Annotated in this window: 18 protein-coding genes; 3 read left to right on the plus strand and 15 right to left on the minus strand. The window is 58.0% G+C overall.

All coding sequences use genetic code 11. From position 1 onward, the window contains the following. Positions 1–458: 458 nt before the first annotated feature. From IVA93_RS41270 to IVA93_RS30375, 4 genes are all read right to left on the minus strand, one after another. The gene (locus IVA93_RS41270; RefSeq protein WP_524536204.1) at positions 459–620 is read right to left on the minus strand and encodes a hypothetical protein; all 162 of its coding nucleotides are present in this window, start codon (positions 618–620) and stop codon (positions 459–461) included. Continuing rightward, the gene (locus IVA93_RS41275) at positions 592–825 is read right to left on the minus strand and encodes a hypothetical protein (RefSeq protein ID WP_524536871.1); all 234 of its coding nucleotides are present in this window, start codon (positions 823–825) and stop codon (positions 592–594) included. The genes IVA93_RS41270 and IVA93_RS41275 overlap by 29 nt, the downstream gene beginning before the upstream one ends. A 29-nt stretch (positions 826–854) precedes the next feature. Then, entirely contained in the window at positions 855–1,169 is a 315-nt protein-coding gene (locus IVA93_RS41280; RefSeq protein WP_524536839.1) for a hypothetical protein, read from the minus strand. A 727-nt stretch (positions 1,170–1,896) separates the two neighbouring features. Further along, complete coding sequence (locus tag IVA93_RS30375) at positions 1,897–2,112, minus strand: hypothetical protein (protein ID WP_247335422.1); 216 nt, start codon at positions 2,110–2,112, stop codon at positions 1,897–1,899. A gap of 569 nt (positions 2,113–2,681) precedes the next feature. Here IVA93_RS30375 and IVA93_RS30380 point away from each other — a divergent pair. From IVA93_RS30380 to IVA93_RS30390, 3 genes are read left to right on the plus strand one after another with little or no spacing between them, the layout of a single operon-like run. Next, positions 2,682–3,371 (plus strand): response regulator, encoded by a 690-nt coding sequence (locus IVA93_RS30380; RefSeq protein ID WP_018458359.1) that lies wholly within the window; start codon positions 2,682–2,684, stop codon positions 3,369–3,371. Positions 3,372–3,375: 4 nt separating this feature from the next. Continuing rightward, the gene (locus tag IVA93_RS30385; RefSeq protein WP_524536840.1) at positions 3,376–4,866 is read left to right on the plus strand and encodes a secretin GspD/PilQ domain-containing protein; all 1,491 of its coding nucleotides are present in this window, start codon (positions 3,376–3,378) and stop codon (positions 4,864–4,866) included. 10 nt (positions 4,867–4,876) lie between these two features. Then, complete coding sequence (locus tag IVA93_RS30390; RefSeq protein ID WP_018458361.1) at positions 4,877–5,539, plus strand: CpaD family pilus assembly lipoprotein; 663 nt, start codon at positions 4,877–4,879, stop codon at positions 5,537–5,539. A gap of 43 nt (positions 5,540–5,582) precedes the next feature. Here the strand turns inward: IVA93_RS30390 and IVA93_RS30395 are convergent, their stop codons facing one another. The 11 genes from IVA93_RS30395 to IVA93_RS30445 are packed head-to-tail and all read right to left on the minus strand — an operon-like array spanning position 5,583 to position 13,983. Beyond that, positions 5,583–6,620, minus strand: coding sequence for an EscU/YscU/HrcU family type III secretion system export apparatus switch protein (locus IVA93_RS30395; protein WP_247789307.1), 1,038 nt, complete (start codon positions 6,618–6,620; stop codon positions 5,583–5,585). After that, positions 6,617–7,438, minus strand: a complete 822-nt coding sequence (gene sctT, locus IVA93_RS30400; RefSeq protein ID WP_247789308.1) for a type III secretion system export apparatus subunit SctT — start codon at positions 7,436–7,438, stop codon at positions 6,617–6,619. Before sctT ends, IVA93_RS30395 begins: the two co-directional genes overlap by 4 nt. An 11-nt stretch (positions 7,439–7,449) precedes the next feature. Beyond that, positions 7,450–7,725: an EscS/YscS/HrcS family type III secretion system export apparatus protein gene (locus tag IVA93_RS30405; RefSeq protein ID WP_018458364.1), complete on the minus strand. Its 276-nt coding sequence runs from the start codon at positions 7,723–7,725 to the stop codon at positions 7,450–7,452. 2 nt (positions 7,726–7,727) lie between these two features. Then, the gene (gene sctR, locus IVA93_RS30410) at positions 7,728–8,393 is read right to left on the minus strand and encodes a type III secretion system export apparatus subunit SctR (RefSeq protein WP_018458365.1); all 666 of its coding nucleotides are present in this window, start codon (positions 8,391–8,393) and stop codon (positions 7,728–7,730) included. Next, positions 8,386–9,471, minus strand: a complete 1,086-nt coding sequence (gene sctQ, locus IVA93_RS30415; RefSeq protein ID WP_051113044.1) for a type III secretion system cytoplasmic ring protein SctQ — start codon at positions 9,469–9,471, stop codon at positions 8,386–8,388. Before sctQ ends, sctR begins: the two co-directional genes overlap by 8 nt. A 26-nt stretch (positions 9,472–9,497) precedes the next feature. Next, positions 9,498–10,031 carry a hypothetical protein gene (locus IVA93_RS30420; RefSeq protein WP_247282067.1) on the minus strand — a complete coding sequence of 178 codons (534 nt, stop codon included), beginning with the start codon at positions 10,029–10,031 and terminating at the stop codon, positions 9,498–9,500. Continuing rightward, entirely contained in the window at positions 10,007–11,365 is a 1,359-nt protein-coding gene (gene sctN / locus IVA93_RS30425) for a type III secretion system ATPase SctN (protein ID WP_524536841.1), read from the minus strand. The genes IVA93_RS30420 and sctN overlap by 25 nt, the downstream gene beginning before the upstream one ends. Next, the gene (gene sctL / locus IVA93_RS30430; protein WP_247789309.1) at positions 11,365–11,985 is read right to left on the minus strand and encodes a type III secretion system stator protein SctL; all 621 of its coding nucleotides are present in this window, start codon (positions 11,983–11,985) and stop codon (positions 11,365–11,367) included. Before sctL ends, sctN begins: the two co-directional genes overlap by 1 nt. Next, on the minus strand, positions 11,982–12,614 hold the full coding sequence (locus IVA93_RS30435; protein ID WP_157643061.1) for a nodulation protein NolU: 633 nt from the start codon (positions 12,612–12,614) through the stop codon (positions 11,982–11,984). Before IVA93_RS30435 ends, sctL begins: the two co-directional genes overlap by 4 nt. 13 nt (positions 12,615–12,627) lie before the next feature. Beyond that, entirely contained in the window at positions 12,628–13,494 is an 867-nt protein-coding gene (gene sctJ, locus IVA93_RS30440) for a type III secretion system inner membrane ring lipoprotein SctJ (protein ID WP_018458371.1), read from the minus strand. Positions 13,495–13,503: 9 nt separating this feature from the next. Then, positions 13,504–13,983 carry a nodulation protein NolB gene (locus tag IVA93_RS30445; RefSeq protein ID WP_245288502.1) on the minus strand — a complete coding sequence of 160 codons (480 nt, stop codon included), beginning with the start codon at positions 13,981–13,983 and terminating at the stop codon, positions 13,504–13,506. Positions 13,984–14,034: the final 51 nt, after the last annotated feature.

The following is a 14,034-nucleotide window of genomic DNA, read 5'->3' on the forward strand; positions in this document are numbered from 1 at the left end:
GTCTGATTGACGTATCGGAGGATTGCCCCAGAGGCGCCCGCCTGAATCGACCGTATTACACAATCCCCGCCCGCGGAGCGGATTGAGCTGCCGAGCGATGTCACCATTGACACATGGGTCCGTTTTCGGAGGTCCAAATCCCGGATTGCCACCCGCATAAACTTCACCGCCGAAGCGCTGAGCCGAGGCAGAAAACTGCAAAATGCCGACGCGTTTTGTGAGTTCTTTGCCCGTCGCGGTCGAAGCGTAGCCGAGGAAGTCGAACTTGACGTTCCAAACTGGGCATCTGTCACGCGCGAGGAGCACTATTAGGCGCGAGCGCTTCCTTCAAGTTCACTACTGAACCGGTCCCTACAATAGCGAAATACCAGTCGGTTCCGCCAGCTTTCATCATTCCGAATCGCGTTGTCCCACAGCCAATCTTCGCGGCGCGCTCCAGGTAATACGAGGGATCATCGTCAGACGAAATCCGTCTCGCAGCTCTCTTCACCATCGCTATCCTCGACTTTGGAAAGATACTTTGTAGGGCTGTCTACTCGGTGCCACTGGTCGTTCTCGTTCTCCGTCCACACTTTGGGATGCTGTTGAGGATCAAGCACCCAGTTTTTGCGACCCGCCATGAACAAAACCTATTTCCGCTAGACGGGGTTCCATACCTCCTACGCCAGGACGTGATAAGACCAACGGATGATCGCCGTCCATTCGCAGTTCATGCTCCAGCAGGATATCGCCCGCGTACTCGTCGAGCGGATGAGTAACGCGTAGATCTACCACGGACGTGATAACGTTACGCCCGAACTGTTGGCGAAACTGGTCTCCCTCGATCCGGACCGAGCCTCCGGCTCACAGTTTCGTCACCCGACCTGATAGCTGAAAAATCGCGCCGGCTTATCCGGATCACCGTAAGTACTGGAATAGCCTTCACCGGCAGTTGCAGCCGGCTCGGCTTTCTCCGACAAAATCCGAATACTCCTGCGGGTTACTGGCGATGTGCATGATGTCACTGGACAAGACTGTCTCACTTTGCGCATGAACGATTCTCGGTCGACGATCTTGATAATGGGCGGATTGGAACGCAAGGAGTATGGCGACGCGCCCGCCGACGACGACCCACCTCGCTCCAGGCCGGCAACCGCTTCCGCAACGGATCCACCGATTCTGCCATACATCAGATCGCTCCCGCATTGGCAAAGTGCACGCGATTGAGCTCGTGCGCGGCAAGCTTTGCCAGGAGGATATACAGCTTAGCTGACCACAACGTGACCAAAGCAGCTGTCCGCGCTCCAATGCGCCGGCCAAGCACTCTGCGCAAGACTTATTGGCCGTCAAGCTCTCTAGGACCGGGGCGCTTCGGCTCAGACGGGACAACTTGCAGACGCGCGGTCATGCACCATGCGATTTCCTGAGCAAGTCGCCCACCGATTCCGAGATGCTGCACATTCTGATCAGACGTAGAATGTCGATCAGAACAACATTTTTCTCACGTCCGGATGGAGCAAAACCGACATTGCTGGGCGAGTGACCATGACTGGGTTTGCTAGTCCAGAAGAGTCGGTGCCCAATGTGAGCCTTGCAGGAAGACGCCGTCATGCAAAATCACCAAAATCATCGCTCACCCTACCAGAGCTGCCACCGACAGATTGCGTTCGGTCATCAGAGCATCAGGTGCGACTAGGAGAGTGAGACACAGACCTCAGACGTCTTGTCACTATCCAGGATGTGAATGCAATCTATCCAAAGAATTGATTTCACACTTCATGTGCTGCCGGGTAGGGAAAGCGCCGTGCATCACGCAACGTCGTAGGTTTGCTGTCGGCAAAGCTGCGATGAGTACGTGATCATGGACACCGCGATCGGATTGTAGGCACGGTTTTGCCCGGTGCGGCCAAGTTCATGTCACCCCCGTTTTTGGATTGTCCGGCCGTTGAGCAGTTCTTTCCAAAGCGTCTCGGTGATTTTATAAAAGTCAAAAAATAGGAAGGCGCGGCAGGACGGCCTCGTTATGGCGTTCTCCAGCTGAGCGTAGCCGCGCTTGGCCATCACTGTCGCTCCGGTGATCGGAGCACGAAGGAGGCTCACCTTTTTGGCCGAATGAGGAAGTTCGTTGCTCAAGCACGGAACGCCTGCCCGCGTGTGAGGCTTTGCAAATTGAGGGCCGCGATGCAAATCGCATATCATCGCTGCTCCCCCATCAAACCTGCGGCCGTGCGGCTGCGCTCGCCATCGGAAGCATCGATCGTGATGAGGAGATTTAGATCCAGACCATGGAACGGCATTGTCACTAATCCGCCTTGTGAATGCATCGAACCAAACCATCGATTTCACCAATCAATGTGTTCTCGGCAATCATCTCGACTTCACGATGTCGGCGACAACTGCCGCGATTGTTCCGGCGCCGAGCGGGTGCTGCCCGCCTATCGATGCATTGTATTGATTGCCGCCTACGCCCCGGTGGAAAGAGCACATTCGACGTCACCAAGATTCACGCGCGCCACGTGAGACAGTAAACAACGCCAGTCGAGCTCACAATGGAATCCCGATCCAATATGCGATTCGCCAGTACCGCAGCTCTTCGTCTATTCCGGATTCCAATGCTTACGCTGAGGCCGGACTGTTCAATTCCGCTCGGGGGTGGCGTGACGTGGTGGGTGTCTTGGCGTGACTTGATAGGAGGTCCTGGAATGCGAACGCTACTCGTTGATCATGAGAGGGACCCCGCGCGCGTTGTACAAGATGCGCTCTCCGATTGCGGTTTTGCCGTTGACGTAGCGTGCACCCTGGACGAGGCCGCCGCCGCTTTTTCTTGCGCCAGCTATGACATTCTCTTGCTCGAGTTGGTTCTACCGGATGGAGACGGCTTGGATTGGCTGAAGCAGTTGAGACGTGACGGACATTCGATGCCTGCCGTGATGATGAGTAACTTCAATGAGCTCGGTAGGCGGATAGCGCTATTTAATGGCGGTGCGGACGACTTCCTGCCCAAGCCCGTATCTACTGATGAACTCATCGCACGAATGCGCGCTACTCTGCGCCGGTCAACGCAAATGACGGCCCCCATTGTTACCTTTGGCAATCTACGGTTCGATTCGATCGGTCGGCAAGCGACGGTCAATGGTCGACCACTGAAGATTGCCCGCCGCGAGGTGTGCATTCTTGAACATCTGCTCAGCCGCGCCGGCCGCACTGTGGCTCGTGCGTCATTGGAGGATAGCCTCTATGCATTTGACGACGAAGTCTCAACCAATGCGCTTGAGGTCGGAATCTATCGTTTGCGCGGTCATTTGAGTCGGTCCGGTGCGACGCTACGGATCAAAACCGCGCGCGGGATCGGCTACGTCCTTGAATTGAAAGGCGCGGCATCGACCGCGTAGTTAATTGAACTTGAAAGAAAAGACCATCTTGAGCATCATTCTTGACAAGCATGCTGGCGTCACTCGAGGATCGATCGCCGCCAACGGCCTTTCGTCCACATTTCTTCCTTGTCTTTGGCATCTTTTGTGCGTGGTCATCCTGCTATTCCCGGCTGCGGCCGTAGCTCAGATCAAGCGGGATGATGGAAGTGGGCCGCAGCGTACGGCTGCCGACGGCATTAGCGCAACGCTGACCCTTTCCTCTTCGCTAGGTAAGACGATTCACCTGCCAGCGCCAGCCGCGAGCATCTTTGTCGCAGATCCTACGGTCGCGGACTATCAGGCACCTTCGAACAGGACCATCTTTGTTTTCGGCAAAAAATCCGGTCGGACCACCTTGTTCGCACTGAACGAGGCCGGGGAGGCTCTCGCTGAGCTGCGTGTTGTCGTCACCCAGCCGATCGAGGATCTGCGCGCCACGCTGAAAGCCCAGGTCGGCGACTATCCCATCCAGGTAAGCTACACCCCGCGCGGGGCCATCCTTAGCGGTACGGCGCCCAATGCGGAGATCGTCGATATAGCGATGAAAGTGACCGAGCAGTTTCTCGGGTCTGGTGCGCTCGTCGTCAACAAGATTCAGGTGGCGGGGTCATTGCAGGTGAATCTGAGCGTGCGGGTGGCGGAGGTCTCCCGGAGCGCCATGAAGGAGCTCGGCGTCAACCTCTCCGCTTCCGGTCAAGCTGGCCCTTTCACTCTCGGCTTGGTCAGTGGCAGTGGTGGTGGATACGGCGCGGCGCAGGGCGGCGGTACGGCGAAGATGGGGGTCAACACTGGCCATGTGAACGTCAGCGCTATGCTCGATGCACTGGCTCACGAGCGCCTCGCTTCCGTACTTGCTGAACCGAACCTCACCGCAATGTCAGGCGAATCCGCCAGCTTCCTCGCCGGCGGCGAATTTCCCATTCCGGTGTTGCAGGACAATCGGCAGGTCTCTGTCGAGTTCCGTCACTTCGGCGTCAGCCTGGAGTTTGTGCCGACCGTTCTCAGTAACAATCAGATCAATATCCGCGTGAAGCCTGAAGTCAGCGAACTATCGTCACAAGGTGCTGTCAACATCAACGGCATCTCCGTGCCGGCTCTCTCCACCCGGCGTGCAAACACGGTTGTCGAGCTCGCCAGCGGCCAGAGCTTTGCAATTGGTGGGCTTATCCGGCGCAACTTCAGCACTGAGATCACGACTTTCCCTTGGCTCGGCGACGTTCCGATTCTTGGTGCGCTATTTCGCTCATCGTCATTTCAACAGGATGAGACGGAACTCGTGATCATCGTCACGCCTTACGTCGTGCGGCCAAGATCGAACTCGAAGCAGATGAGTGCGCCCACCGACCGCATCGCTCCGCCCTCAGACCTCGCGCGCAGTCTGACGAACACATTGGCAACGCGCTCGCCTGTTCGCGGTGCTCCCCCGATAAGCGTACCAGGCGCGACAAGGGGCACCGGCCACACCATCGAATGAGGATCGACCAATGAGATTACGATTCGTGCGCCCCTTCATCGGTCTGACGGCCAGTCTAGGTGGCTGCGCAAGCACCGCGCCGACTTACCTCGAGCCGACCGCGCAAGCGATCCTGGTTGAACAAGAGAAGAACGTCTTACTGTTACAGACCCTTGGAGGGCCCGAACGGCAGCGTCTGCGTTACTTCATAGCGAGTACCAGTCGCGGTCGGTACGACACGCTCCATCTTGATATCGTCGGCTCACGTCGGCTCGGGGCGCAGATAGCAGCTGAGGCCCGCGCAGTGGGCGTCGACGCTCACAACATCCGCCTGTACGGTCCATTCATCGATAGGCGTGATGGCTCTGCCGCCCGAATCGAGGCGATTACGTACGAGGCGCGCCCTCCAGTTTGTCCGTCGATTGCGATCGTCGGCCCTTCAGTGAACGACAATTCTTTCGATCCGACGCTTGGCTGCTCGATCCGCAACAACTTGGCCGGCATGGTCAACGATCCGCGCGACTTGATTGACAATCAGGCCGTTGTGCCGAGTGATGGTAATCGTGCGGCCATTCCCGTTGCCACATACAAAACCTTCGCGACCGGCAATAACAGCAACTTGGGTATGGCTAACAACAAGCTGCCGTCAGATCCCACGTCTGCCGGCACCCAGACCGTGCAGCCCTCTCGATAGCGAGAACATCAGTCATTCGATGCGACCTCATTCACAACACGAACTAGATTTGGCCGGCGGCAAAGAGTGCTTTTGCGACAGCCTCGAAGTACTGGACAGGAATGGAATTGCCAAGGCTAGTGTTGCGGATTAGCTCACGGACCAGGACGTGATCTTCGACGATACTGAGACGAAGGCGCCTCGCTTCATCAAAGAGCCGTGAAGCCGCCTCCCCGTCGCCGCGGCAAACCAGGACCGGGACGCCCGTTTCGCCACGGATGTAGCGTACCCCGACCAGCAGCTCGCGCCCAGTCAAGATCAATGTCGCGCGACTCACGCCGAGAGGGGACTCGCTCGCCTGCTCCCGCCGAAGGCGTCGGTGTTCGCGTTTGACCTCCGGATTGCCTTGCTGCTCCTTGTCTTCGCGCTTCATATCGCTCTTAGTCATGCGCATGCCGCGCAAGAACAACCAACGCTGGATGAGGAGATCGACCAATCCGCCGATAAGAAATGCACCACTTGCAATCCCGATCAACAGTTTCACTTGAATGAACACGAACTCGAAGCAGCCCGTGCCGCAAACCGGCAGATAGACCAGTGTCTTCCACGCGCCGACAACGACGAGGACAAAGATCGCGCCGAGGCAGAAGACCTTGAACAAGCTCTTGCCAAGCTCGATGAGGGAACGCAAAGAGGCGATGCGCTTCAGTCCGTTGATGGGATCAATGTTCTCGAATTTCGGCGTCATCGGCTCGGAGGAGAACACTAATCCACCATTGGCTAGGACCGTCGTCAGAATTGCGCAGGCGACCATACTCCCAAGAAGCGGGCCAACAATTCCCAGTGCAAGTTCGGGCAAGACGTCGAGCGCAAGATCGACCGCAATATTGAACGGCTTATCAAGCAGCTTGTCAGTCAGCATGAGCGCTTCACGACATTTGTCGTAGATGGAACTCGCTTCTAACCAGACATAACCGAGACCGGCGCAAGCGCTGAGGGCCCTGACTAGATCCGTGCTATGCGGAACCACGCCTTTCTTGCGCGAGTCGCTTAGCTTCTTTTCAGTGGGGGCGAGCGTTTTCTCTTCGCTCGTGTCGCTCACTTCAGTTTCCTCTCAAGCCTCTCCAGCTCTCGGCTCGACTGCATGATTTCCGCTTGCATGTATTCGATGAGGTAGAGCGTATAAGTCACCATGACGATCGCAAAACCTATATTCTTGATCGTCAACGATAGGTCCCGCGGGTTGAATTGCGGCGCAAAGCGCCCGAGCAGAAGCGCTGATATGTCGGCCAGCAAGAGGAAAGCTACCACAGGTCCAGAGACCAGGACGGCGGTACGTATGATGCTGTCGAGCACGCCCCACAACTCCAGTGTCCCTTGCATGCTCAGCGTGGGTCCAAGCTGATAAGCCGGCCAAACCAGATAGCTGCCGTAAAGCCCGCTGATCATGGTTTGCAGGCCCCCCGATACGACGAAGATCGTGGTCGCGGTGGTCCCGATAAGAAGTCCCGTCGCCGAAGCCTGACTGCGTGTCGCGGGATCGGCGGGAGTGACCACGCTACTGATGCCCCGTTGCGCGTCGATGAACTCGCCGACGGCCTGAAGACTCCAGAGGGGAATACTGAGGAGGGCGCCGATCAGTAGGCCGACACACGTCTCCTTAAGACCGAGTAGCGCGATCTTGAGCAGACGAGTGTCCGGATCTAGCTCCTTCAGGCCATCGGCGATGTGCGCCAAGTATGGTAGTTCGAGCGCGACGGCAAGGCAACCGCGGATCAGGCCGCCGATCTGCGGACGCGTAAATACCGGAAGCACCAGCATGATGCCCACGGGGCGGGCCGCACCAAGGCCGGCAGCAACGACGAGTTCGATGGTCGCCTGCATCAGACTTTGCGTGTCGGCGGTTGACAGATCATACATGACGGCTGCTGCTAGTAGCCCGTCGTGAGCGCGGGAAAATCAGTAAAGATCTGCTTGGCTTGTTCGATGAGCGGGGCGCTCAGCACCGGAGCAAACAAACCTATAATCCCAACAATGACCAAAAGCTTCACAGTCAGTGGCAATGTCTGATCCTGGATCTGCGTTGCCGCCTGGATGATGCCGATGATGGTTTCGGCGACCGCCGCTGCAATGAGCGGAGGCAGAACCCAGGTCATGAAAAGCACCAGTGATCGGCTCATAAAAGGGAGAATAGTGGCCTCATCCATGCTCACCCTCCAGGTGTTGAATAGCTCAGCACCAGCCCGTGCATAAGCCGCGACCAGCCGTCAATCGCCACGAACAGAAACAGCTTGAAAGGAACTGAGATCACTGTCGGAGACACCATTGACATGCCCATGGCCATCAGAATGGTCGTTACGATCAGATCGATAGTGATAAACGGAAGGTATAGTAAAAACCCGATTTCGAAGGCACGCTTGAGTTCTGAGATTAGAAAAGATGGGACGAGAATGACAAAATCATCGGCTGTCGCTCTGCCGCGCATCTCTTCCGGCCAGACACGCTCGGTCGAGGACAGGAAGAAGCCTCGCTGTTCTTCATTGGTGAAGTTCTTGAGATAGCCTCGCAGCGGCTCCTGCCCCACTTTCGCGGCGGCTACCCAATCCTCGAGCGTTTGATAGCGGAGCTGCAGATCGGCGACTCGATTGTAGCTCTGCTCAAAGACGGGGGCGCTCGTGAAGGCGGTGAGCATCAATGCTGCGCCGTATAGAACGATGTTCGGTGGAATCGATTGGGTCCCAAGCGCATTGCGAACGAGGAAGAGAACGACAGATACCTTTACGAACGCCGTGGTCGTGACGACAGCGAAGACCAACAAGCCGAGCGCGGCCGTTACCGCAAGAAGCGGCAGTATTGCTGGTTCAATGTTAGTCATTGCCCGCTAACCCGCCACGCAGTCTAACGCCGAGCTCGTCCCCAATACGTACTATGTCGCCACTCCCGATACGTACGCCGTTTGCAAGGATATCGACCGGGCCGTCGACCGGCCGGCCAAGTTCGAATACATATCCTTTGCTGATGCTTCTCAGGGCTCCCAGCGTGATGGGCCATCGGCCGCATTCAAAGACAAGCGAAATCTCAATATCGTCGAGATCGGCTTCCGAAGGCGACTGCTGTAAACCGGGCAGTGTCGTCATATGCGCATACTCCAGAGGGCGCGGCCGCAAGCGAAACGGTCCGTGCAGAATCAGGCGGGTGCCAGTGACATCTGCCGCGGCCCATAACGGGCCGGCAGTGAGGATGATCTGACCGCGGGCGAATGGCATTACATCCGGCAGCAAAGCGTCGCCCTCACGTGTTTTGCGAAGAAGCGAGGCTGACGCCCGGAGGGAGCCGATCTCTCCTGCAATTGTAACGGGTAGCTGTGCGGGGACCTCACACAACTGTCGCGGCAATTGGCCGAGCAGCTCGCCTAAGGCGCGGAACGCCGGCGGTATCGGTCCGTCAAGAGGCGAGAAAAGAAATAGGCGACCTTTGCCCCTGACCGGACCGTAGATGATGTCGAGTTCGATATAAGGCCCGTTCTTCTCGGCCTTTCCAACATGAAGGAGTCGCAGTTGCTGCTCTGTCTCAGTCTCCAGGTGCGCGAGCAACGATTCAATTGCAAGTTCGAGAACCAGCGAACGACTTGGCTCGGAAAGTAAAGCTAGGCCACTCTGTACTGTCGAGATCAAGACCTCCGCAAGCGCATGCGGTATCGACAACACGAGCGCATCATCACCGAGGCGCCAAACGCAATCGAGCATCGACAGAGCCGGAGGTTCCTCCTGCCACACAAGTCGTTCCAGTCGCACCGATAGCGGCTTGTCGCAAAGATTACTCCGCAAAGAGGCGGAGGGCCGCACGTTTCTGTTGAGCCATGAGACGAGACTCTGGGTTAGACGCTGGCTCGGCTCGTACTTCGCGTATGCGTTCGCGCGAGTTGCAGGAGGCGACTGTACAGGGCAGCGCATTTGGTTCCCAACTGGACTAGCGGTCATCAAATTGAACCGCCCGCCACCAGCGTGGGCAAACCCCTCCCATGGCGAAGCAAGACTTCATCATCAGCCTCTAGCTCGGCTGTTACTTCCGAATGGGTATCGGCCGCACGCCGGACGTCGGTCTCGATTTGTCGCCATTTATGAGTCGCTGCGGAACGCTTCGCCCAGTGCGCACGCCTCTCGGATGCCGCTGTCTCGGCCTGCTTCTGAGTGATACGCGCCTCCTCAAGTGTGCGGCGTTTCGAGCTGATCTCAATCGCTAGCCTCTCAAGAGTGAGCTGGCAATGATCGAGTTCAACGACGGACAAGGTACCGACCGACATCAACTGCTGGTAAACCTCCGCCTGGGCCTCTGTATGATGCTTTTCAGCAATTCCAAGTTCCTGCCATGCGTGCTCCGCGGCCGAGGTCGCGATATGACGCTTGGCTTCCATATTGGACAACTCACTACGAGCACTACGCTCGCGCATATCCTTCACTTGCCGCAAGCTCGAAACGTGTATGCAACTCATGCGGTCAGACGGCACATCCATGTGACGGTTTCCTCAAAAGTGGACGCATCGTTTTCACCCTGGCGTAAAAACTCGCGCAGATCATCGATCGAAGCGACAGCTCGGTCCGTCAGCGGATCGCTGCCTTGCTTGTATTCGCCAACCTTGATCAAAAATTCGGCCTCTGCATGACGGGAGATAAGATCACGGAAGAGGGATGCTGCCTTGCGATGCGGTGCAGATACGACGGCATCCATGACGCGACTGCGGCTCGACAGTACGTCGATGGCGGGGAAATGCGCCCGCGCCGCGAGAGAGCGTGAAAGAACGATATGACCATCGAGAATGCCACGCGTTTCCTCGGCGATTGGATCGCCCGTGCCGTCACCTTCCACAAGCACGGTATAGAAGGCGGTGATTGAGCCACGCTCACTCATACCAGCGCGCTCCAGCAAACCTGGCAACATTGCAAAGACAGAGGGAGGAAAGCCCCGGCGAGTCGGTGGCTCACCGGCAGCAAGCCCGATCTCCCGCATAGCGCGGCTAAATCGCGTCAATGAATCCATCATCAGAACGACGCGCAGGCCTTGATCGCGAAAATATTCGGCGAGCGCGGTTGCCGTATAAGCACATTGCGCCCGCTCCGTCGCTGAGCGATCGGAGGTCTCAACGACGACGACCGTGCGGCGGAGGGCAGTCTCCCCAAGATGCCGCTCGATGAATTCACGCACTTCGCGTCCACGCTCGCCTATCAGCGCAACCACGGTCACGTCAGCGACCGCGCCTTTTACGATCTGCGACAGTAACGTCGACTTGCCGCCACCAGGCTCTCCATAAATGCCGATGCGTTGGCCCTCGCCGCATGTCAGAAGACCATCCAAGACGCGAACACCGAGTGGCAGAGGGCGAGCGATGATGCACCTCGTCATTGGATTTGGCGCTTTGCCGCGCAGCGGGCGCGTCTCCATGGCTTTGACTGCGCCCTTGCCATCGAGTGGACGGCCGAAACTGTCGATCACCCGGCCAAGCAAATTGGGGCCGACCGGCACTTCGTGCATTCGGCCAGTGGCAACGACTTCTGCGCGGCCGGACATGCCTTGCAGGTCACCGATCGGCGTCAGCAACACGCCGTCCTGCAACAGACCGATCACCTCGGCCTCAAGCGACCATCCGGTGCGCGGATCCTTGAGCACACAAACTTCTCCAATACGAGCATCCGGCAAGACTGCATGGATCAACGTGCCGATCGCACGCGTGATCCGCCCGCGTATGGCACGCGTGTCCACATGGCTTGCCGTAGTTCGCAGACGCGCCAGCGCCGCGTGCAGAGTCCCATCTCCATCAGGACAGCTATGGTCTGGTCTCGGCGCCGTCACTATTCGTCTGCCTCATGATCTAACCCAAGCCCCAAACGCAATGCGCGGAGCTGCGCGTCAAGTCCGAGATGGATATTGCCAAATTCGCTCCACAGCACGCATTCGTTCGCTGACAGCGCCGGGTCCGGAATAATTCGGACTTCCGGCCGGGCCTCCCGTCCGTCGCAGGCAGCAAATTCGCGCGTAAGCGCATCAGCATCCATGGGGGACGCATGAAGGGACAGTTTCGGCCCGCCATATCTGTGCGAAATCGTGTGACGAACCGTCCTCACCAACATCTCGCCGGGATCGAAATCACCCAGTAGATCAGTTACGATGTCCATCACGAGCGCTGACAGTTCCTGCTCCAAAACGGCCTTTCGTCGTGCCACTTCCGAGGCAGCCTGCGCGACCAGCTGTGCCATTTCCTCGGCGCCGGCCCTCACCCCCTCAGCATGGCCGCGCGCACGCTCCTTCTGATAAGCTCTGCGCGCCCAGCCGCGAACGCGCTTCAGATTGCGCTCGGCCACGGCACGCGCCTCGAGGGCGCTGTGCCAAATCTCGAGATCCCTCGCCGCTATGAGTGGCCCAAGGGGGCGGATCTGCGGAGCGACGGGCGGCGCAGTTTCGTCGTCTGTCATCCCGCTGGGGCCTCCCTCGCCAAATGGGCCAACACCGGCGAAAACAATTGGCCCGCGGCATCGCGGTGTTCAGTCGCCGGATTGTCGGCGGCCGTTCCGACAGCTAGGCGTAGAAGCACGCGGCGGCAATCAAGCGTTGACGCTTCATCGAGCCAAGCGCCGAGGCAGGCATGTCCATCGTCTTCAATCCCTAGCGCGAGTTGTTGAGGATCAGCAATTAATCTGGTCGAAACCGCATGCGCTGCATGTCGGATCCCGAAAGCCAGCACCTCGGTGCCGACGTGCTCGACCAGAACGGCGACATCATGCTTTGAAACCAGCCTTGTCAGCGAACGGGCATGCCAAATGCCGCCGGCGAGGAGGGCAGCCCTGCTCGGATCATGCCCGAGGAGAAGGTCTGGCCCGAAGTCACCTCCGTTCAAGCCCAGTTCATCTTCAAGCAGCAACGCTTGCAGTCTTATCTGCAGCCTAGGACTCTTCTGCAGTCGCACCAACGTCGCAGACGAGAGGTTCGCGTCAAGTCGCGCGGCAAGGCGGGTCGGATGAATCGTGGCAGCAAGCTTACGAATACCTACAGAGGCTAGTTTCAGCGGATCATGCCGCTCGGCAGACGGATTCGGTCTCGTCATGTCGGATACCACACTACGCCGCATTAGGCTTAATCGCTTTGCGAATCATCTCCATAGCAGAGACAGCCGAGCGCCCACCGACAGCGCTAACTTTCTGAGATGATTGCCTGCGCTGACGCCCACGAGCGCTCAGCAAGACGCAGGACAGCACGCCGAATACAGACCCGCCGAGACCCATGGCAACCGCAACCAATGGCGTCGAAATGACTCCAGATGCTTGGGCGAGACCAGCCGCAGCCGCCGGTCGCGGCTCTAGTGCGGGCCGCTCGACTGAAACGAAAACAACAGCCACCTTGTCATAGGTTAAGCCCTCGATGCTGTTGGCGACGAGCATTTTAATCTGCGGCAGCAAGATTGAGAGATTTGCCCTCGAGTCATGTCGGATGAAAACCGACGCCGAAGATGGCGTGGTGTCACGTCGCAACAGGTCGTTCTTTGGCAGAACAACGTGGACGCGCGCCGAGAGGACACCATCGATATCACTGATCGTGCGAGATAATTCCTCGCTCAGCGCATAGACGTAACGGGCGCGCTCCTCGATTGGCGAAGCAATCAGACCCGCCGCGCTGAACACTTCGCCTAGACTCTTGAAAGCGTGGCGCGGCAACCCTTCGCCATTCAGCAGGTCGATTGCGGAAGCAATCTGAGTCTGCTCGACCTGGATCGTGATAGTCCCGTCCTTAGCAGCAACGCGGAGCGCATCGACCCCGTTCTTGAGGAGGACCGCAAGCATCTCATTGGCCTCACGCTCCTGAACTTTCGTGTAGAGATCGGCTTTGCAACCAACCAGGGCAAGCAGGAGCGGCAGCAGAGCCACAAGTTGAAGCCGCTTGCGGAATGGGCGCGCCTGATCGCTTTCGCGATCGATTAAACCAATCATTCGCCCCACTCAGCCCGCCGATATCAGCTTATTCAGAGATGAACCGAGGCTACCGATGCCATTTGAAATGAGTGTTACCTGGATGACGCTGTCAGAAACATCCTTCAGATTCGCCAACATCGCCTCGAAGTCACCTGCGCCACTGGGGGCGCCCGGCACACCTGCTTCCGCTTTGCCGGGTTGCAGCAAAAGGGGCTCCGACGTCGACCCGGTCTCCGCACCTTTTGGAACTGCATTGACCGGATACATCGCAGAAAGATTCTGGAGGATCCGATCGCCCAGCGGGCTCGCCTGTGTTGTTGCACGCGATACCTCGGATGTCGACGGAACCGCCACCGCTCCCGTTACTGGAGGCGCAAGGTCTTGAACCGAAGCCGCTTGCAAGAGACTCTGCTGAAACTGGGCCTGCTCGTCGACCGCTGTTGCCGAACAGGCCTTGGACAGGCCTTCCAGATTGTGAGAGATCGGCGCAGCGCCTAACATCATCATGGAAAGACTCGCTCTCATCGAGATGTGATACGACCAGCCGTTCAAGCCGAT

Source organism: Bradyrhizobium sp. 155, assembly GCF_023101105.1.
GTDB lineage: Bacteria > Pseudomonadota > Alphaproteobacteria > Rhizobiales > Xanthobacteraceae > Bradyrhizobium > Bradyrhizobium canariense_D.